Source organism: Methylovulum miyakonense HT12 (genome assembly GCF_000384075.1).
Lineage (GTDB): Bacteria > Pseudomonadota > Gammaproteobacteria > Methylococcales > Methylomonadaceae > Methylovulum > Methylovulum miyakonense.
The window spans coordinates 4529885-4550229 of the sequence record NZ_KB913025.1 but is presented as its reverse complement, the minus strand read 5'-3'; the positions used below and the strand labels follow the sequence as shown (position 1 = coordinate 4550229).

Here is a 20345-nt window from a genome sequence, read left to right as displayed (position 1 = left end):
CTGTTAAAAGTCGACCGCATTCTGCGGAATTTATCAAAGTAAAATAATCCGATATGGAGCAAAATATGTCGTGGAATGAACCTGGCGGCGATAAAAAAGACCCCTGGAGCGGGCGAGGGGACCAGAATGGCCCCCCTGATCTTGATGAAGCAATACGCTCATTACAAGAAAAATTAGGCAAAATATTCGGCGGTGGTGGCAGTGGTGGCGGGGATCGCTCCCCGGCAGATTCCGGCAAGCCGATGAAGAACATTGGTTTCATTGCCGCCGGAGCGGCTGTTGTTTTGTGGGTTATCAGCGGTTTTTACATTGTCGATGAAGGGAATCATGGCGTTGAAACCCGTTTTGGCAAATATATCGGTATTACCCAATCAGGTTTGCATTGGCATATTCCCGCCCCTATTGAGCAGGTCAATATTGTCAACGTCAAACAGCAACGTTTCATTGAAGTGGGTTACCGCAGCGCGGGCAGTGAACAGGCAAGTGGTTCGGTGCCTAAAGAAGCCTTAATGCTGACCAAAGACGAAAACTACGTCGATGTCCGTCTTGCCGTGCAGTACCAAGTGAAAGATGCCAAAGACTTTATCTTTAATATCGTCAATCCTGCCGCGACCTTGAAGCAAGTCACCGAAAGCGCGCAACGTGGCGTCATCGGCGGTAGCACAATGGATTTTGTCCTGACTGAAGGCCGCAGCGAAATCGTCACGCAAATCAAGAAAGAAATCCAAGATGTCATGGATAGCTATAAATCCGGCATCCAGATCACCAGCGTCAACTTGCAGGATGCCCAGCCTCCGGAACAAGTCCAAAACGCGTTCGCCGATGCCATCAAAGCGCGTGAGGACGAACAACGCCTGATTAATGAAGCTGAAGCGTACTCAAATGATGTCGTGCCCAAAGCCCGGGGTGCGGCGGCCAGAAAGCTGCAGGAAGCCGAAGGTTATAAGGAACAGGTGATCGCCCAGGCGGAAGGTGAGGCCAGCCGTTTTACCAAGCTCTATACCGAATACAGCAAAGCCCCGGATATTACCCGTAAACGGCTGTACATTGAAGCAATGGAATCCGTGTTTTCTGAAACCAACACGGTGATGATTGATGTCAAAGGCGGCAACAATATGGTGTATTTGCCATTGGATAAACTGATGCAGCATAAACCTTCCGGCCAACCACAGAATAATCCGATCCAAAGTAGTGGTGAGTCTGTGCCGGCACCGGCACCGTCACAAGCGGTTGCTACAGAGGAACATAGTATTGACCGTGCCACTAGCCGTGGCCGTGATGCAAGGGGCCGTCAATGATACAGAATAAAATAGCCGCAGGCATTGCAGGGGCTTTGCTGATTGCCGCCATGATGAGCATGTTTACCGTCAAGGAAACCGAAAAGGCCATCAAATTCCGGTTTGGTGAAATCATTGAAAGCAATTATGCCCCGGGCCTGCATTTTCGGATGCCCATCATCAACACCGTCAAATTGTTTGATGCGCGTATCCAAACCATGGATTCCAGGCCGGAACGGTTTCTCACCGCCGAAAAGAAAAATGTTATCGTTGACTCATTTGTGAAATGGCGCATCGGCGATGTCACCAAGTTTTACACTGTAGTGGCGGGCGATATTGACCAAGCCAATTTGCGTCTCGATCAAATCATTAAGGATGCGTTCCGGGGAGAATTTAGCAAACGCAACATCAAACAATTGGTTTCGACTGACCGTAGCGCAATCCGCGAGATTTTAATCAATAATTCCAAGGTCATAGCTGCTAGTTTGGGAATGGAGATCATTGACGTGCAGGTGATGCGCATCGACTTGCCGGATGAAGTCAGCGCTTCGGTGTTTAGCCGGATGGAAGCCGAACGCGAGCGGGTGGCACGGGAATTCCGTTCGCAAGGTGCGGAAGCGGCGGAACGGATCCGGGCGGATGCTGACCGGCAACGTGTGGTCACTTTGGCGAATGCCTATCGGGAAGCCGAAAAACTGCGCGGCGAAGGGGATGCCCGCTCGGCGGAAATCTATGCCCAAGCTTACGGCCAGGATGCGGAGTTCTTCACGTTCTACCGAAGTTTGAGTGCCTATAAAAAAACGTTCTCCAATTCGGGCATGATGGTGCTTGATCCTGACTCTGATTTCTTTCAATATTTTAAGAAACAGACAAAATGAAGTAAGCTATCCGCCTTATAGAATTATCAAAACACCAAAACGCTCCGTCTATGCGGGGCGTTTTGTTTGAGTGGGACTTAAAAAAACATGCAACAAAAAGACTCGTGGCTGTTGCCCGAAGGTATTGAAGAAACCTTACCGGCAGAAGCCAAGCATTTGGAAGCCCTGCGCAACAAGCTGCTTGATAGCTTTGCCTGTTGGGGTTACGACCTGGTCATCCCCCCGTTTATCGACTTCCTGGACTCCTTATTGATAGGTGCAGGCCATGACCTTGACTTGCAAACCTTTAAATTGACCGACCAAATTAGCGGGGAAATGCTCGGCATCCGCGCCGATATGACCCCGCAGGTCGCCCGCATTGATGCGCACAACCTCAAACATGAATGGCCGACGCGGCTGTGTTACGCCGGTACGGTGCTGCACACGCGTGGCGATCCCCTGGAAAAAACCCGCAGCCCCCTGCAAATTGGCGCGGAACTCTACGGCCACGGGGGCAAGGAAAGCGATTTGGAAGTGATTTGCCTCATGCTGGAAATGCTGGCGGTTACGGGTTTGCAAAACGTGCATCTGGATTTGGGGCATGTTGGCATTTACCGCGCTTTGGCGGAACAGGCGGCTCTATCGGATGCGCAAGAAAGTGAATTGTTCGCCATCTTGCAACGCAAGGCCAAACCGGAATTGCTTGAGTTAATGGACGGTTACGCACTTAGCGATGGGCTTAAACACATGTTTTTGGCCTTGCCGGAGTTGAACGGCGGCCAAACGGTGCTTGATAAAGCCAGCGCGGTGTTGGCGCAAGCCAGTGCCGCGGTCAAACAAGCCTTGGCGGATTTGACCGCCGTTGCCGGGCAACTTGCCGTGCGTTTCCCTAACTTGGCGATCAGCTTTGATTTGGCGGAACTGCGTGGTTACCATTACCACACCGGCATTGTTTTCGCGGCGTTTGTGCCAACGGTAGGTCGGGAAATCGCTCGGGGCGGGCGTTACGACAATATTGGCAAAGTCTTTGGCAGGGCGCGTCCGGCGACGGGTTTCAGCGCGGACTTAAAGCTATTGTCAGCCTTGAGCAAGCAAAGTTTCCAAATGCCGCCGCGGGAATTGATTTTCGCCCCCTATCTCGATGATGCCGGGCTTACCGAAAGCATCAGGGATTTGCGTGCCCAGCGACGGGCGGTGATCCAAGAATTGCCTGGACAAACAGGCGGGGCTGGCGAATACGGCTGCACCGCGATTTTAGTACAAGAACAGCAACGCTGGGTTGTCAAAGCCCTTTAAATTAATTGGAAATATCATGGGAAAAAATGTCATTGTCATCGGCACTCAATGGGGTGACGAAGGGAAAGGAAAGCTGGTCGATTTACTGACCGAACAGGCACAGGCTGTGGTGCGTTTCCAAGGCGGGCATAATGCCGGGCATACCTTGGTCATAAAAGGTGAAAAGACCATATTGCACCTGATCCCTTCCGGGATACTGCATGGCAATGTGCAATGCCTGATCGGCAACGGCGTGGTTTTGTCGCCCAATGCCCTGATGGAAGAAATTGAAATCTTGGAAAAAGCGGGGGTCAATGTCCGTGACCGTTTGTTGATCAGCGAAGCCTGTACCTTGATTTTGCCTGTGCATGTCGCCATCGACCAGGCCCGTGAAAAGGCGCGGGGCAGCAAAGCCATCGGCACCACCGGACGCGGCATCGGCCCGGCTTATGAAGACAAAGCCGGGCGCCGGGGCTTGCGGGCGGGTGATTTTAAAAATCCACAAGGTTTTGCCGAGAAGCTTAAGGACTTGCTGGAATACCACAATTTCATGCTGGCCAACTATTTCCACGCCGATGCCATCGACTACCAACAAACCTTGGATGAAGCCTTGGCGCTTGGCGAGCTGATTAAGCCCATGCTGTGCGATGTCAGCGAAAAACTCTATGCCTACCAAGCCGCTGGCAGCAATGTCTTGTTTGAAGGGGCGCAAGGCGCGTTACTGGATGTCGACCATGGCACCTTCCCGTATGTGACCTCGTCCAGCACCACCTCCGGCGGTGCGGCGACCGGCAGCGGCGTAGGCTTGTTGGATTTTGATTATGTGTTGGGTATCACCAAGGCCTATTCCACCCGTGTCGGCAACGGCCCGTTCCCTAGTGAGCTGCACGATGCCAACGGCGAACACTTAAGCGTCAAAGGCTTTGAGGTGGGTGCGACCACCGGACGTAAACGCCGCACGGGCTGGTTTGATGCCGTGGCGATGCGCAAATCGGCAAAACTGAATAGCTTGAGCGGCATTTGCCTGACCAAACTGGACGTGCTGGATGGCTTGGAAAAAGTCGGCATTTGCACGGGGTATCGTTTGAATGGTGAAGTCACTGACATTGCCCCGTTGGGGGCCGATGCCTATCAGGAATGCCACGCGATTATCGAAGAAATGCCAGGCTGGGACGGCGTTACCGCAGGCGCCACGGATTATGACGCACTGCCCGCCAATGCCAAAGCTTATATCAAGCGTATCGAGGAGCTGGTCGGGATTAAGGTCACGATCCTGTCGACCGGCCCTGACCGTGATGAAACGATAGTCCTTGAACATCCGTTTTCTTGACTTATGCCACGCCCGCCCGTTTTGGAAAATGGGTCGGGCGTTTATTGGCAAGGGCGATCAGTTAACTAACCAAATCCCGTTTACGGCCAAGCCAGTTGTGTTAAGGTTGCTGGCGATCATGTCAATTAAGGCCACAGCCGTATCATTCGTACCATTGTCCTGAAAGACATAGCTGTTGCCCGCTGCGGTAAAGGCGGCGGTTTCTCCGGCGGTGAGGTTCGCTTGCAGATATTTGAACGCTGATGCTACATTTTGGGCGGACAATACCAGCGCCTGGCCAAAATTATCCACATCATCAAAGCTGATGATGCCGTTGGCAATATGGTGGCTGTGAAGGGTATCCACATCAACACCATTGCTTGACCCAATATCCGCCGCAATCAATGTCTTGGACAAGCCCAGTTGGTCCTTATCGCTTGTCGTTAGCCCGTCCCCCGACTTAAATCCGGTGACCGTGTCATATGCGTTAAGCAAACTGTCGCCGGCCACGACCACCACTTGGTCTTTCGCGGCGACCGTTTCAGTAAGGATAAGCTTATCCTTGCCTAACCCGCCCATCAGTTTGTCCGCCCCATTGCCACCCGTTATCGTGTCGGCGCCCGCATCGCCGGACAGCATATTGGCAGAATCATTGCCTTTGATGGCGTTGTTTAATGTGTTGCCGAAACCGTTAATTGCCCTGCTGGTGATCAGGTTCAAATTTTCGACGTTATTCCCTAGGGTGTAAGTGATGCTGCTGTTAACCGTATCCATTTCAGATGCCAGGTTTGACGTCTCGGTAATGGTGTCGCCAATATTGTCAACAACATATAAGTCATTGCCCGCCCCCCCGTCCATGGTGTCCGCCCCTTCAAGCCCGGCAAGCGCATTGTTGGCCGCTGTCCCCGTCAGGGTGTCGTTTCCGGTGGTGCCAACGATAAAGCCTGTTAAGGTTGTGCCGCCCGCAAATTTGAATTCGTCGATTTGATAGGTTTTTGAGTAAAATTGGTTAAATATGCCAAGGATGTCGCCGTTACCATAGTGGATAGCAAGGCCATGAATTAAAAAATGGTCAATTTTAGTGAGGTCGCTTAAGGCCACATCGGTAAATTTAACGGTATTTGAGGCGCCATTTTGTTCAAAGCTAAGCAGGCTGTCTTTGCCATCGCCTTTCGCAAAAAGGAAGGTGTCCGCACCCGCAAAATCGGATAACCGGTCATTGCCTGCGCCACCGATCAATATGTCGTCGCCATCAAAGCCGGTCAACCTATCATTGCCCAACCCGCCATTCAGCGTATCACTGAGGTTGCCACCATTTATATTGTCATTCCCGGCCAACCCAAACAATTTATTGTGCTCATTGTCAAAGCCTTGGAGGAAATCATTGCCATCCGTACCTTGCAGCACTTCACGCTTGATTTCTTTCCATCCCCAAATGACACCGTCACTGAACTGAAATTGTTTGTTGTGGTAGTTTAAAGTGGAGAAAAACGACCTAAAGGTCAGTTGGTCGGTGCCACCATAGCTCAGCAGCAACCTATAATCATAACTTCGTGCGGCTTTCACATCGGTTGATGCGGCATCCGTAAACTTAATGAGATCGGCGCTATTGTCACCGTCAATTAACTTATCTTTGCCATCGCCCTTAGCGAAGAGATAAGTGTCGGTACCCGTGCCGCCCAATAAGAGGTCATTGCCCGCTCCCCCCATTAGGGTATCGTCGCCATTGCCACCATAGATAATGTCATTTCCGCTGTTCCCGTTGAGGATGTCGTTCCCCCCATAGCCATATAGGATGTCGTCTTGAAGTGTGCCGTTAAAGATATTGGTGCCGTTGTTGCCTTTATAGACCGCCATATTTGATCCTGGAGAGAGGTGGTTGCTGGAAAATTGGACTAGGTTTTGCCATTGTCCCAAGATGGAAGGTATTTTTTCATAGTTTGGTTTTTTTTTGATATTTTTTCCGGCAGCTGCCGCATCCAAAGTGTCTTTGGGGGCGCCTGCATTTTGTGGGTGTGCTTCACAAAAACAGGGTGGCTAACGGGCCAGCAATAACTTTGGGTTTGGCCGTGGTGGCCAATGATGGCAATGCGGCTACCCTTTACTGCGGGCAAAGTGTGGGGAGGGGATGCCAGCTAATGGATATAACCTCCCAAAGCATTTTTTTGACCAAGATTATTTAACGCCAAGTAATAATTTCGGCTATTCTTAACGCCTTATCAATTTTTAAAATACAAACCGTCCGATATGTCATTTCCCAGCTTTAATGCAGGCTTACTTTCCCGTTGGGGGAGGTGGAGCATTGCACATCCTTTGATCGTTTTGTTCGTTGTCAGTGTGTTTCTAGTGGTGGCGTTTTCATATACCGTCAATAACCTGAGCATTAATACCGATACTACTGAATTGGTTGCACCTGACGCGCCGTTCCAGCAAAACAGCCGAAAGTTTGAAAAGGCCTTCCCTCAGGATATGCGCACCTTGTTGCTGGTGGTGGAATCCGATACGCCGGAGTTGACAAAATCGGCCACCCAACGCCTAAGCCGCTTGCTAAGTGCTGATAAGGGCAATTTTGATTCGGTCTATACGCCGAACGAGAACGCTTTTTTCCGCCGCAATGGCCTGCTATATCTTGATAAGGCGGATTTGCAAGATTTATCGGCGACTATGTCCGAAGCCCAGCCTTTTATCGGCAGGATTTCCCAGGAAACACATTTGTCAGGCTTTTTCTCAATCATTGACGATGCCCTAACTTCTTCGGATGAAAATGGCTCGTTACCCTTGGATCTGCCCGTTTTACTTAATAAGGTTTCCAAAGCCTTGCATGAAACCATGAATGGCGGCAACGTTTTATTGTCGTGGGAAGAGCTGATCACCACCAGTGAAAAACTCACCGCCAAAAACAATTTTATTATCGTCAGGCCCAAATTTGATTATGCCAAGATCCGTCCGGCAGAAAGTGCAATTGACGCGGTGCGTAAAGCGGTGCTTGAAATCCAGGAAGCGGGTCTGCCTGAAGTCAAGGTGCGGATCACCGGGGAGGTTGGCCTGGAAGATGACGAATTGGCGGGGATGAGCACCGGGACGTTCAATGCCAGCCTTTTTTCGGTCGTGGTGGTGTTAGGCATATTGTTAATTGCCTACCGGTCAGTATTTTTAACGCTTGCCACCCTAATCACCCTAGCCCTGGGCATGGTCTTCTGTGGTGCGTTTGCGGCGGTTGCGGTTAAGGAGCTTAATCTAATTTCAATCGCTTTTGCGGTCTCTAATATCGGCCTAGGGGTCGAATACGCCATACATTTTTGTCTGCGTTACCGTGACAATCTCGGCCATCATATCCATAAGGATAGGGCCATCATCGGTACTTTGGTTTCCACAAGCCCCTCGTTGTTATTATGTGCGGGGACGACGGCAATCGGCCTGTATGCTTTTATCCCGACCGATTACCAGGGGGTGTCTGAACTGGGTTTGCTGGCCGGCACCAGCTTGTTTATCTGCCTGTTGGTGACGTTAATCGTTTTGCCTGTCATGCTCAAAATCATTCCAACGCAAATTAAACATTTGCCCAATACTGGCAAATATTCAAGCATTGAGCACTTGCCGGAAAAATTGGCTTTATTGACGCTCCATCATGCCAAGCCGATTGCTATCGGCGTGGGGATATTGGCTGTCATTGCTTCTATTTTGGTGCCCCAAGTCGAAACGGATTTTAACCCCTTAAACCTACGTGACCCGAACACCGAGTCGGTGGTGGCGTTCAGGAAATTGACGCAAGACAAAGACACGACGCCGATGACCTTGACCGTTTTGGTCAAGGATGCCGAGAAAACAAAGGCCCTACAACAAAAATTGGGCAAGCTGGCGAGCGTGGACAAAACAGTTAGCCTCTTTGATTTCCAGCCTACCGAGCAGGAAGAAAAATTGGCCTTGATTGAAGAAATGGATTTGACGATGGGGATACAAACCCGCGAATTCCCGGCCTTGAAAATGGACGATAATCCCCTTCCGGCCATTTCCCATTTGTTGAAAACGATTGATGCCGTCCTGCCTAAAAAAACCGATGGTCAGGAAATTGCCGCCTTGACCGCCTTTAAAGCGGAGTTGCAAGGCCTGCTCCTCGAATACGGCACACGTTTGCAGCCATACAACCGTGTGTTTATGGATAAAGTACAAACCGTCTTGTTGGGCACCTTGCCGCAGGTGATGGATGAACTGTTAGGGGGGTTTGATGCAGGCGAGGTCACGCTTGCCGACATTCCTTCCGACATCACGGAGCGTTGGTTAAGTAAAGACGGCTGGTACCGCATCCAGATTTACCCGAAAAAGGACTTGAATGATTTGGGGGATCTGGAAAACTTCATTACCGACGTGCAATCGCTGGAACCTGAGGCCACCGACCTGCCCATTTTATATTGGGAATCGATGAAAGCGGTGATCGGTGCCTTTAAGCAGGCAATTACGATTGCGTTAATTACGATTGCCCTGGTATTGTTCAGCATCAGACGTAACTTGACCGACACCTTGTTGATTATGACCCCGTTGGTGTTGGCCGGATTGTTTACGATGGCGAGTACGGTGCTGACCCATACCCCGATTAATTTTGCTAACATTATCGCTTTGCCGCTATTGTTGGGTTTCGGTGTGGATAATGGCATACACATGGTTGAAAAATTGCGGCACTCCGTCTCTGAAGAGCAAAATATCTACCAGTCCAGCACCGCCAGGGCGATGTTCTACGGTGCCTTGACAACCAGTTCCAGTTTTGCCGGTTTGGCGTTTTCGTCGCATCAAGGCATTGCGAGCATGGGCCTAGTGATCACCATGGGGATTTTCTGGATTATGGTGAGCACTTTTGTCATTTTGCCCGTATTCAGCAAATTGCTTTTAAAAGACATAAGTCCGGGCTTATAGTCGGGCAAATGGCCACGCTGCCAAGGTTGGGGACGGCATTGGGAATTTGCCTTAAATTAAAATCTCATGCAAATGGGGGTGTCGGGTGATAACTCTTCTCACGGTAAACTATGCTTATGAAATATAAGGTAGCTTTATGCTTAATTGTGCTCTGCGTGGTGATTGTTTGCTATTTGTTGCTGGCAAATTTTATCCCCGATGGGTTCTTGCCGTATGAAAACAGGCTGATAGAGGGTTTGTTGGCATTAAATGGCTTGTTTATCGGGTTTTTATTGTACGGCCATTTCCGGCAACAGCTTAGGCCTGTTGACGATAACGATGGGCTACCGGATGCTGGGGGGGCTGACGAACCTCCTGACCTTTCCCCGCAAGATATTGATTATTTAAGGGTCATTGAAAACATCCCCGATTTCCTTTGCCTTAAAGATAAGGACGGGCGCTGGTTGCGCGCCAGCCGCGCCTATTTGTTCAGTTTTAATTTACAGGATGCCAGTTACTTCAATAAGACGGATGACGAGTTGATAAACTATCCGGAGAGCAATTCGCGTGCTTTGCGGCTCAGTGTCATCCAGGACAAAAGTGCCTGGCATTTGAGGCATAAGGTTAAGGAAACCCGGATCATCACCCGCCAGGACAATAAAAACGAAGTCTTGGAAATCAGCAGGATACCGGTTTTTGATGCCATGCAAAACCGTTCGCATCTGATCATTACCGGACATTTTGTTGACCAAACCGAAAAAAACCGGCTTGGGCAGGTGGAACAGGCGTTTCAAGTCTCCCATCTGTGCTTTTTGTTTTTGGATGCGCAATTCAGGATTAGCCGGATTAACCCTGCCTTCACAAAATTGACCGGCTATGGTTTTGATGAAATAGACCATTGGCCTTTATCCATCATTATTGATGACCAGCTGGCGCTGATCCGGGCGGATTTTTTTAACAATGACCAGGAAGTGCTGTGGTCTGGCGAATTGCACTGCCGGCATAAAGACGGCAAGACCTTCCCGGTCAGGTTAGACATTATCGCCATCGCCCAGGAAGGCCAGGATGTGAGCTACTTTGCCTCAATGTTTGATATAACGGTACAGAAACAATCGGAGCAACGTGTATTACAGATTGCCCAATATGATGATTTGACGGGCTTGGTCAACCGTGGCGTGTTTTTTAGCCGCCTAAACCAATTCTTGGCGTCTGCCAAAATAAACCATCAGTATGCGGTCATTTTCTTTATTGACCTGGACCGCTTTAAGACGGTCAACGATTCGCTAGGGCACGATTCCGGCAATATCTTGTTGCAAGAGACGGCGGCACGCTTGCTGTCGATCATGCATGATGAAGATGTGGTGGCGCGCCTAAGCGGCGACGAGTTTGCCTTGTTAAGGCTTAACCAAACCGCCCACGAGCAGGCGATTTATTCGGCATCCATGATCGCCGGCGAGATTATCCAAAAACTGTCGGAAGTGTTTTATATCCAAACCCGGGAAGTTTTCATTAGTGCCAGTGTCGGCATTTCCATCTACCCCGAAGATGGTTTGACGACGGAAATACTGCTGAAACATGCCGATATAGCCATGTATGAAGCCAAAAAACAGGGGCGCAACAACTATCAGTTCTATAAAAAAGATTATTCGACCGCCACCCAAGACCGTTTGCTCATGGAGTTGAACTTACGTAAGGCCATTGAAAAAAATGAATTGCAACTGTATTACCAGCCCCAGTATTTTGCCTCCAGCCGAAAAATTTTTGGTGCGGAAGTCTTAATCCGTTGGTTCCAAGGAAGCGCGGGGCGCACCAAAATCATACCCCCCGATAAATTTATCTCGATTGCCGAAGAAACTGGCCTGATTATCGAGATTGGGGGATGGATCATGCAGGCCGCCTGCCAACAAATGAAACAATGGCTATTGGCCGGATACCCCTTGCAACAGGTTTCCGTCAATGTTTCCGCACGGCAGTTTAACGATAATAACTTCATCAAGTCGGTGGAGGACGCGTTGACAAAGGCGCATCTGGATGCCAAGCATTTGGAATTGGAAATCACCGAATCCATGCTCGTTGGGGACATTAGGCAAATTGAATTACAGTTGACCAGGCTGAAAAAAATGGGCATCAAAATCGCGCTAGATGATTTTGGGACGGGCTATTCTTCCTTGTCGTACCTGAAAAGTTTCCCCATTGACGTGCTGAAAATAGACCAGTCCTTTATCAGGGAAATGACCGTTGAGTCCAAAGACGCCCGCCTGACTTCGGCGATTATCGAAATGGGGCATTCTTTAGGGCAAAAAATTATTGCCGAAGGGGTGGAAACCGAGCAGCAGCTCGAATACCTGACTCATCGGGGTTGTGACCTTATCCAAGGCTATTTTTTCAGCAAGCCCTTGTCAGTCTCTGACATGTCCGTTTTGCTGGCTAGGGAAGCACAATTCCTGGTGAATAGCAGCCAACGTAAACCCTTGCCGACATCCCCTTTTGACAAGGATCTTTTTGATAGGGACATTTTTTGATTCAGGCAATTTTCTTCCCGGGCGGCCAATTTTACTAAAACGGGTGCATTGCCAGCCATCATTTGTATATACTATGCAGCACTGGCGTATTTTTCTTAACTGGTTTTACTGCTTAAAAGCTGTTTCCCCGTCTATTTCAAGTAATTACTTTTATAGAGCAATTTGCAAACATTTCTCCGCTTGCCCAATTCAGGCAATAACCAAAAACCAGAATATCAGCAAGGCCAGACAGTATTTGATGGTTTTGACCCCTTAACTTCCCCCCAATGTATGCCATCGTTTTTAACCGCAGTTAAGCCATACCACTTCGCTACACGATCAACCCCACAGGATCAAACCCAACAGGATTAACCCATGAAGAGTACTCTAATTTCAGAAATTACCGGCCAGAATGATATTGATCCGGCAGAAACGCGGGAGTGGATTGAAGCATTGCAAGCCGTGCTGGAACAGGATGGCAGTGAACGTGCGCACTTTCTGATTGAGCAATTGGTCGCAGTCACCCGGCATTCAGGATTTGACATCCCTTTTAGTGCGAACACCGCTTATCTCAACACTATCCCCGTTGAGAGGCAGGCACAGTTCCCAGGGGACGCCACCATAGAGCAACGGATCCGTTCTTATGTGCGCTGGAATGCCATGATGATGGTGTTGCGTGCGAACAAGCACACCAATGTCGGCGGGCATATCGCCAGTTTTGCTTCAGCCGCAACGCTTTATGATGTGGGTTACAACCATTTTTGGCACGCCGCTTCCGAACAGCATGGCGGTGATTTGATTTATACCCAAGGCCATTTGACCCCAGGCGATTATGCGCGGGCATTCTTGATGGGGCGCTTTTCCCAAGAACAAATGGACAATTTCCGCCAGGAAGTCAACGGCAACGGCCTGTCTTCATATCCCCATCCGTGGCTGATGCAGGATTTTTGGCAATTCCCGACCGTGTCCATGGGTCTGGGGCCGATTATGGCGATTTACCAAGCGCGGTTCATGCGTTATTTGCAAGACCGTGGTTTTGCCGATACGGCCAACCGTAAGGTCTGGAGCTTCTTGGGTGACGGCGAGACGGATGAGCCGGAATCCTTGGGTGCGATAGGCATGGCAGGCCGTGAAAAATTGGACAACTTGATTTTCGTGGTCAATTGCAATTTGCAGCGCCTGGACGGCCCGGTGCGCGGCAACGGCAAAATCATCCAAGAATTGGAAAGCGAGTTCCGTGGCGCGGGCTGGAATGTCATTAAAGTGGTTTGGGGCGGGCGTTGGGATATCCTGCTGGCGCGTGACCAACAAGGCTTGCTGATCAAGCGCATGATGGAATGCGTGGACGGCGATTTCCAAACCTTTAAGGCGAAGGACGGCGGTTATGTCCGCGAATACTTCTTCAATAGCCCTGAGCTGAGGGCCATGGTTGCCGACTGGTCTGACCGCGATATCTGGGAACTGAACCGGGGCGGCCATGATCCCGCCAAGGTCTATGCCGCATTCCACGCCGCCGTCAACCATAAAGGCCAACCGACCGTGATCTTGGCGAAAACCATTAAAGGTTACGGGATGGGCGAGTCAGGCCAGGCGCAAAATATCACCCACCAACAGAAAAAAATGAGCCCCAGCTCGCTCACGCATTTCCGTGACCGTTACGAATTGCCCGTGACTGATGACGAATTGCATGAGCTGCCTTATTTGACCTTCCCGGAAGGTTCCAAAGAACTTGAATACATGCGTAAACGCCGCGCCGAGCTTGGCGGCCATCTGCCTTCGCGCCGCAGCAAATCCTATAGTTTAGATGTGCCGGTATTGAGCGATTTCAAGCCATTGTTGGAAGCCAGTGGCGAAGGCCGGGAAATTTCCACCACAATGGCGTTTGTGCGCCTGATCAATATCCTCACGAAAGATAAGAATATCGGCAAACGCATTGTGCCTATCGTGCCTGATGAATCGCGGACGTTTGGCATGGAAGGCATGTTCCGGCAATTGGGGATTTGGTCGCAAGTCGGGCAGTTATATACCCCGCAAGACGCCAAAGAGCTGATGTTTTATAAAGAAGACAAACATGGGCAAATCCTGCAGGAAGGCATTAACGAAGCGGGCGGCTTGTGTGACTGGATTGCGGCGGGCACGTCTTATTCCACCAACAATGTGCCGATGATCCCGTTCTTCATTTATTACTCGATGTTCGGCTTCCAACGTGTCGGCGATTTGATTTGGGCGGCGGCCGACCAACGTACCCGGGGGTTCCTGATGGGCGGCACGGCAGGCCGCACGACGCTGAACGGGGAAGGCTTGCAGCATGAAGACGGCCATAGCCATTTGATAGCGGCGACCGTGCCGAATTGCGTGTCTTACGACCCGACCTATTCCTATGAATTGGCAATCATCATCCAAGACGGCTTACGCCGCATGTATGTCGAACAGGAAGACGTGTTCTATTACATCACGGTGATGAATGAAAACTACGAACATCCTGCGTTGCCAAAAGGGGAGGAGCAAAACATCCTTAAAGGCATGTACAGCTTCCGCCAAGGCGCCCAAAGCCAAGCCCCGCGTGTGCAATTGTTGGGTTCCGGCAGCATTTTCCGTGAAGTCGAATTTGCCGCCGGGCTGTTACGGGATGATTGGGGTGTGGAAGCGGATTTGTGGAGCTGCCCAAGTTTCACCGAATTGGCGCGTGACGGGAACTTTTGTGAACGTTGGAACCGTTTGCATCCCACCGAACCGCCCAAACAATCACATGTCGCACATTGCCTGGCGAATGCCGTCGGCCCCGTCATCGCCGCCACCGATTATACCCGTGCGTTTGCCGAACAAATCCGCAGCTTGGTTAAGGCGCCTTACACCGTTTTGGGTACGGATGGTTTTGGCCGTTCCGACACCCGCGAGAACCTGCGCCGCTTTTTCGAAGTGGACCGTTACCATGTGGCCGTCGCCGCGTTGAAGGGTTTGGCGGACATGGGCCAGTTCGACCTGGCCAAGGTCGAAGTGGCGATTGCCAAATATGGCCTGTCGGCGGATGTCAAAGCACCATGGCTAATCTAATCCAAGGATAAGAAGATGACCGATAATAATAAATCTGGGTTGTGTGAAATTAAGGTTCCCGACGTCGGTAACGTGCCGTCCATTGATGTCGTTGAAGTGCTGATTAAAGTCGGCGATGTCATTGAAATCGAACAAACGGTCGCCACGTTGGAAACGGATAAGGCGTCCATGGAACTGCCGTCCAGCGCCGCAGGCACGGTAAAAGAAGTGTTTATCAAAGCGGGGGATAAAGTCTCCGAAGGCGCATTGATCGCCACCGTGATTGTGGCCGATGCAGGGCAGGGGGACGCGGACAAACCCGCAGCGCCGGCACTGGTTGCCGCGCCACCTGTTGACACTGCGCCTAAGGCTCCTGTGGTTGAGGCTCCAGCAGCATCTGCCGCCAAAGCCGTAACGGCCGCCGCCGAGCCAGTGGCGGCGAGTACGGGTGTGAAAGCCCACGCCTCACCTTCGGTGCGCCTATTCGCCCGTGAATTGGGCGTGGACATCAGTAAAGTATCAGCGGGTAGCGGACGCAAAGGCCGGATACTGAAAGATGATGTGAAAAATTTCGTCAAAAAAGTCATGGCGGAAGGCGCGCCCGCCACAGTTGCCGGTATCCCTTCGATACCCGCCGTGGATTTTTCCGTGTTCGGCGAAACCGAAGTCCAGAAGCTGAGCAAAATCAAACGCCTGACTGGCCAAAACCTGACCCGGGTCTGGTTGAATTTGCCCATGGTCACCTATCATGACGAAGCCGACATTACTGACATGGAAGCCTTCCGTAATGCGCTGAACGCCGAAAAAGGCAAGGACGAGGTCAAGGTCACCGGGCTGATGTTCATCATCAAAGCCTTGGTTGCGGGAATGCGCCAATTCCCTAGCTTTAACGCTTCGTTGTCCAGTGATGGCGAAAGCTTGATCCTGAAAAAATACTTCAATATCGGCATCGCCGTCGATACCCCGAATGGCCTGGTCGTCCCGGTTTTGCGTGATGTCGACACCAAAAGCATCAGCCAATTGGCGGCTGAACTGGCGGAAAAAAGTGCGAAAGCGAGGCTAGGTAAGTTGATGCCTGCCGACATGCAAGGCGGTTGCATCACCATTTCCAGCTTAGGCGGCATTGGCGGGACGGCGTTCACACCGATAGTCAACGCGCCGGAAGTCGCTATTTTAGGCGTGACCCGCGCCAAAATGCAGCCCGTCTGGAACGGCAAGGAATTTGTGCCACGGCTGATGTTGCCGCTAGACCTGACTTATGACCACCGTGTGATAGATGGTGCCGAAGGCGCGCGGTTTATGGCGGCCATCAGGCAAAACCTCAGCGATATCCGCCGTTTGTTACTTTAATTTAAGAGAATTAGACATGAGTGAAACAGTTCTGAACGCAGAAGTTTTAGTATTGGGCGGCGGCCCCGGTGGTTACAGTGCCGCGTTCCGTGCGGCGGACTTAGGCAAACAAGTGGTGCTGGTCGAGCGCGAGCCTGTGTTGGGCGGCGTTTGTCTGAATGTCGGCTGTATCCCGTCCAAGGCCTTGCTGCATACCGCCTTGGTTATCCACGAAGCCGAGGAAATGGCGGAACATGGCATTAGCTTCAACAAGCCGGAGCTGGATTTGGACAAAATCCGCGCTTGGAAAGAAAGCGTGACCAAAACGTTAAATGGCGGCCTGTCAGCCCTTGCCAAACAACGCAAAGTCACCGTAGTCCATGGCATAGGGCAATTCACGTCAGCCAACTCTTTGTCGGTGCAAGGCGAAGCGGGAGCCACTGTGGTCAACTTCCAAAATGCGATTATCGCCGCCGGATCCCAACCGACCAAAATTCCTGCTTTCCCGCATGATGACCCGCGTTTATGGGATTCCACCGATGCGTTGGCTTTGAGCCAAATCCCCAAAAAATTGCTAATTGTCGGTGGCGGTATCATCGGCCTGGAAATGGCGACGGTTTACCATGCCTTTGGCTCGGAAATCAGTGTGGTTGAGTTGATGGACCAAATCATTCCGGGTTGCGATAAAGATTTGATCACGCCGCTGTTCCGCCGCATCAAAAAACAATACCAAGACATCTGGCTGGAAACCCGCGTCACGGCGATTGAAGCGCAAGACGATGGCTTGAAAGTGTCTTTCGAAGGCAAAGGCGCACCGGAATCGGGACTGTTTGATGCCGTGCTGGTGGCCGTAGGCCGCCGCCCGAACGGCAAGCTGGTCGCCGCCGAACAGGCGGGTGTCAACGTCAACGAACAAGGCTTTATCCCCGTGGATAAACAACAACGCACCAATGTCCCGCATATTTTCGCCATTGGCGATATTGTCGGTAACCCGATGCTGGCGCATAAGGCCGTGCATGAAGGCAAAATCGCCGCCGAAGTCATCGCCGGGCACAAAGCCGGGTTCGATGCGCTGACCATCCCGTCCGTCGCTTACACCGACCCTGAAATTGCTTGGATGGGCTTGACCGAAAGCCAGGCCAAACAACAAGGTATAGCCTACGACAAAGCCGCCTTCCCATGGGCCGCCAGTGGCCGCTCTTTGAGCATGGGCCGTAAAGAAGGCATCACCAAGATCCTATGCGATAAGGAAACCGGCAGGATTCTGGGCGCGGGCATGGTCGGCCCGAATGCGGGCGAGTTGATTGCCGAAGCGGTGTTGGCTCTGGAAATGGGGGCCGACGCGGAAGACATCAGCCTAACCATCCATCCGCATCCGACTTTATCTGAAACGTTTGCGTTTGCGGCGGAAATGGTCACCGGCACGATCACTGACCTCTATATAAAGAAATGATATGTCTGTTTATGGGTTGCGGTTTTTACCAGCAATGCCCTTAATAAACTTGGAATATTTTGCTTAAAAAAGCAGCAGCTGGCGGCTTGAATGCCGGCGACGTACAATATGGACCCATCCCAATGCACGAAAACAACTGGCAAGCCGCCCGTTATACTTTGATTTTAACAACAGCCCCCCAAGCCGTCTTATCGCATCAAGCGGGGGCATCCGCCTGATGCAGCGTTTTTCAATTTCACCGAAAGCGATGGTGGGCGGCTTTTGGCGCAACCGGGGCTTAATCAAGGCGCTTGTCGTCCGGGAAGTGACCGGACGCTATAAAGGCACATTCCTAGGCATGCTCTGGTCTTTCTTCACCCCTTTCTTCATGTTGTTGGTGTACACCTTCTTCCTTAGCGTGGTCTTAAAGGCGCGATGGCCGGGCGGTTCGAGTTCGAAGGCGGAGTTTGCCCTAGTGCTTTTTGTCGGTCTGATGACGTTTAATTTATTTGCAGAATGCATTAACCGTGCGCCCAGCCTAGTGCTTGGTAATATCAATTACGTAAAAAAAGTCGTGTTCCCGTTGGAAATATTGCCGATGGTCGCATTAGGTTCCGCCACATTTCACATGCTAGTCAGCTTTACGGTGTGGTTACTTTTCCATCTTGTCTTATTTGGCATACCGCCCGCCACTATCGTGCTGTTCCCGCTGGCTTTGCTGCCGCTAGTCTTGCTGACTTTAGGGTTCAGTTGGTTCCTGGTGTCGCTTGGGGTGTATATGCGCGACATTACCCAAGTTATTGGCGTAATGACCTCCGCGCTCATGTTTTTGTCCCCCATTTTTTATCCTATCGAATCGCTTCCGGCATCCTATCGGCCATTAATGCAATTCAGCCCGCTGACGCTAGTGGTTGAGTGGGCCCGCGACGTGATGATCTGGGGTAAGGGTATGGATTGGCTGGCTTGGTCTGTTTATATGCTGGTCTCGCTCTTGGTCGCTTGGTTAGGGTTCGCGTGGTTCCAGAAAACTCGTAAAGGCTTTGCAGATGTCCTCTAACGAAATAGCCGTCCGTGTTGAAAACTTGGGCAAAAGGTACGAAGTTTATGACAGTCCGAGGAATAGGCTAAAGCAGTTTATCATTCCGCCTATCCGCAATGTTTTGGGTTCTACGGGCAAGGACTACTTCAAGGAATATTGGGCGTTGCGGGACATTTCATTCGAAATCAAGCGCGGCGAGTCGTTTGGCGTGGTCGGGCGCAACGGCAGCGGCAAAAGCACCTTGTTGCAACTGGTGACGGGCACTTTAGCCCCCACAACCGGGACCATTTTTACCCAAGGGCGGATTGCCGCCTTATTGGAACTGGGTTCAGGGTTTAACCCTGATTATACCGGCCGCGAAAACGTGTTCCTCAACGGCATGTTGCTGGGTATGTCCCAAGCGGAAATAGAGCAACGCTTTGACGCCATTGCCGCTTTTGCCGATATTGGCGAATATCTGGAACAGCCGGTGAAAACCTATTCGAGCGGCATGTTGGTGAGGCTGGCTTTCGCAGTCCAAGTCCAGGTCGAGCCGGATATCCTTATCGTCGATGAGGCGCTTGCCGTAGGGGACGCCTTATTCCAGAAACGCTGTTATGAACGGATCGAGCGCCTGTTGGCCGATGGCGTGACATTGATGTTCGTCTCGCATGACCAGGAATCTGTCCGGACCCTGACCCACCGCTCGATTTTATTGCATCGCGGGAAACCAGTTTTTTGTGGCCCGTCGTCAGAGGCGATCCTTGCCTACCGTAAGTTATTGCACGAAGAGGAATCCGCTTATTTCAGCGCGATCGCGGGCAATATTGAGGAAAAGAAAAAACAAGGCGCGGCCGCGGTTATTGGCAAAAACAATAGCGCCGACAATGTCGGTGAAGTGCTTGGGCGTTCAGATTCGATGTCCTTTGGTGACGGCGGGATGGAGATTACCAGCGTCGGTACTTTCGACCAGGAAGGCAACCCGTGCGCGGTATTCTATCCCGGTGACACGGTCCGCATTTGCGTGGAAAGCCTTTCCGGGATTGACACCGACAAGATCAATGTCGCCATCCGTATCCGCAGCCGCGAAGGGATCAAGGTTTACTCGTGGGGGACCTTGAATCAGGACATGCAAGTGCTTGCAGGTTTGCAACAAGGGCCGCTTTATTGGGGGAGGCACATCCGGGCGGGCGAAAAATTTAGCGTGTGGTTCGAGTTTGCCTCCATCTTGGGGGTCAACCTGTATGAAATTCAGGCCTCCCTATCCTATGAAGGCAAGCCCGATTACACGGAGCAACGGATGCTCCATTGGGTGGATGAGGCCGCTTTTTTCCAGGTGCTCATGCGCCAGAAAGAATATTTTTTTGGTGGCAGCACGGACTTGCAGATGACAGCCAAGTGGGCGGGGCAATGAAAAGGCAGCCAGT

Annotated in this window: 12 protein-coding genes; 11 read left to right on the top strand and 1 reads right to left on the bottom strand. The window is 51.2% G+C overall.

Annotated elements, in window-relative coordinates; genetic code table 11:
* Positions 1 to 65 precede the first annotated feature (65 nt).
* The 4 genes from hflK to METMI_RS0122120 all read left to right on the top strand — a co-directional run bounded on the left by hflK (position 66) and on the right by METMI_RS0122120 (position 4739).
* Positions 66 to 1298, top strand: a complete 1233-nt coding sequence (hflK, locus tag METMI_RS0122135; protein WP_019868488.1) for an FtsH protease activity modulator HflK — start codon at positions 66 to 68, stop codon at positions 1296 to 1298.
* Positions 1295 to 2155: a protease modulator HflC gene (hflC, locus tag METMI_RS0122130; RefSeq protein ID WP_019868487.1), complete on the top strand. Its 861-nt coding sequence runs from the start codon at positions 1295 to 1297 to the stop codon at positions 2153 to 2155. The genes hflK and hflC overlap by 4 nt, the downstream gene beginning before the upstream one ends.
* Before the next feature lie 87 nt (positions 2156 to 2242).
* Positions 2243 to 3430 carry an ATP phosphoribosyltransferase regulatory subunit gene (locus METMI_RS0122125; RefSeq protein ID WP_019868486.1) on the top strand — a complete coding sequence of 396 codons (1188 nt, stop codon included), beginning with the start codon at positions 2243 to 2245 and terminating at the stop codon, positions 3428 to 3430.
* Between the two features lie 16 nt (positions 3431 to 3446).
* The gene (locus METMI_RS0122120; protein WP_019868485.1) at positions 3447 to 4739 is read left to right on the top strand and encodes an adenylosuccinate synthase; all 1293 of its coding nucleotides are present in this window, start codon (positions 3447 to 3449) and stop codon (positions 4737 to 4739) included.
* 57 nt (positions 4740 to 4796) lie between these two features.
* Here METMI_RS0122120 and METMI_RS0122115 read toward each other — a convergent pair whose 3' ends face one another.
* Positions 4797 to 6575, bottom strand: coding sequence for a calcium-binding protein (locus tag METMI_RS0122115; RefSeq protein WP_019868484.1), 1779 nt, complete (start codon positions 6573 to 6575; stop codon positions 4797 to 4799).
* A gap of 390 nt (positions 6576 to 6965) precedes the next feature.
* On the opposite strand from METMI_RS0122115, the gene METMI_RS0122105 reads away from it, so the two are divergent.
* The 7 genes from METMI_RS0122105 to METMI_RS0122070 all read left to right on the top strand — a co-directional run bounded on the left by METMI_RS0122105 (position 6966) and on the right by METMI_RS0122070 (position 20332).
* Entirely contained in the window at positions 6966 to 9626 is a 2661-nt protein-coding gene (locus METMI_RS0122105; protein WP_040572818.1) for an MMPL family transporter, read from the top strand.
* 116 nt (positions 9627 to 9742) lie between these two features.
* On the top strand, positions 9743 to 12127 hold the full coding sequence (locus METMI_RS25050) for a sensor domain-containing protein (protein ID WP_019868481.1): 2385 nt from the start codon (positions 9743 to 9745) through the stop codon (positions 12125 to 12127).
* 354 nt (positions 12128 to 12481) lie between these two features.
* Entirely contained in the window at positions 12482 to 15160 is a 2679-nt protein-coding gene (aceE, locus tag METMI_RS0122095; protein ID WP_019868480.1) for a pyruvate dehydrogenase (acetyl-transferring), homodimeric type, read from the top strand.
* A 15-nt stretch (positions 15161 to 15175) separates the two neighbouring features.
* Positions 15176 to 16489, top strand: coding sequence for a dihydrolipoyllysine-residue acetyltransferase (gene aceF / locus METMI_RS0122090; protein ID WP_019868479.1), 1314 nt, complete (start codon positions 15176 to 15178; stop codon positions 16487 to 16489).
* Positions 16490 to 16505: 16 nt separating this feature from the next.
* Positions 16506 to 17921: a dihydrolipoyl dehydrogenase gene (lpdA, locus tag METMI_RS0122085; protein ID WP_019868478.1), complete on the top strand. Its 1416-nt coding sequence runs from the start codon at positions 16506 to 16508 to the stop codon at positions 17919 to 17921.
* Positions 17922 to 18138: 217 nt separating this feature from the next.
* Positions 18139 to 18957, top strand: a complete 819-nt coding sequence (locus METMI_RS0122075; protein ID WP_019868476.1) for an ABC transporter permease — start codon at positions 18139 to 18141, stop codon at positions 18955 to 18957.
* Entirely contained in the window at positions 18947 to 20332 is a 1386-nt protein-coding gene (locus METMI_RS0122070) for an ABC transporter ATP-binding protein (RefSeq protein ID WP_019868475.1), read from the top strand. Before METMI_RS0122075 ends, METMI_RS0122070 begins: the two co-directional genes overlap by 11 nt.
* Positions 20333 to 20345: the final 13 nt, after the last annotated feature.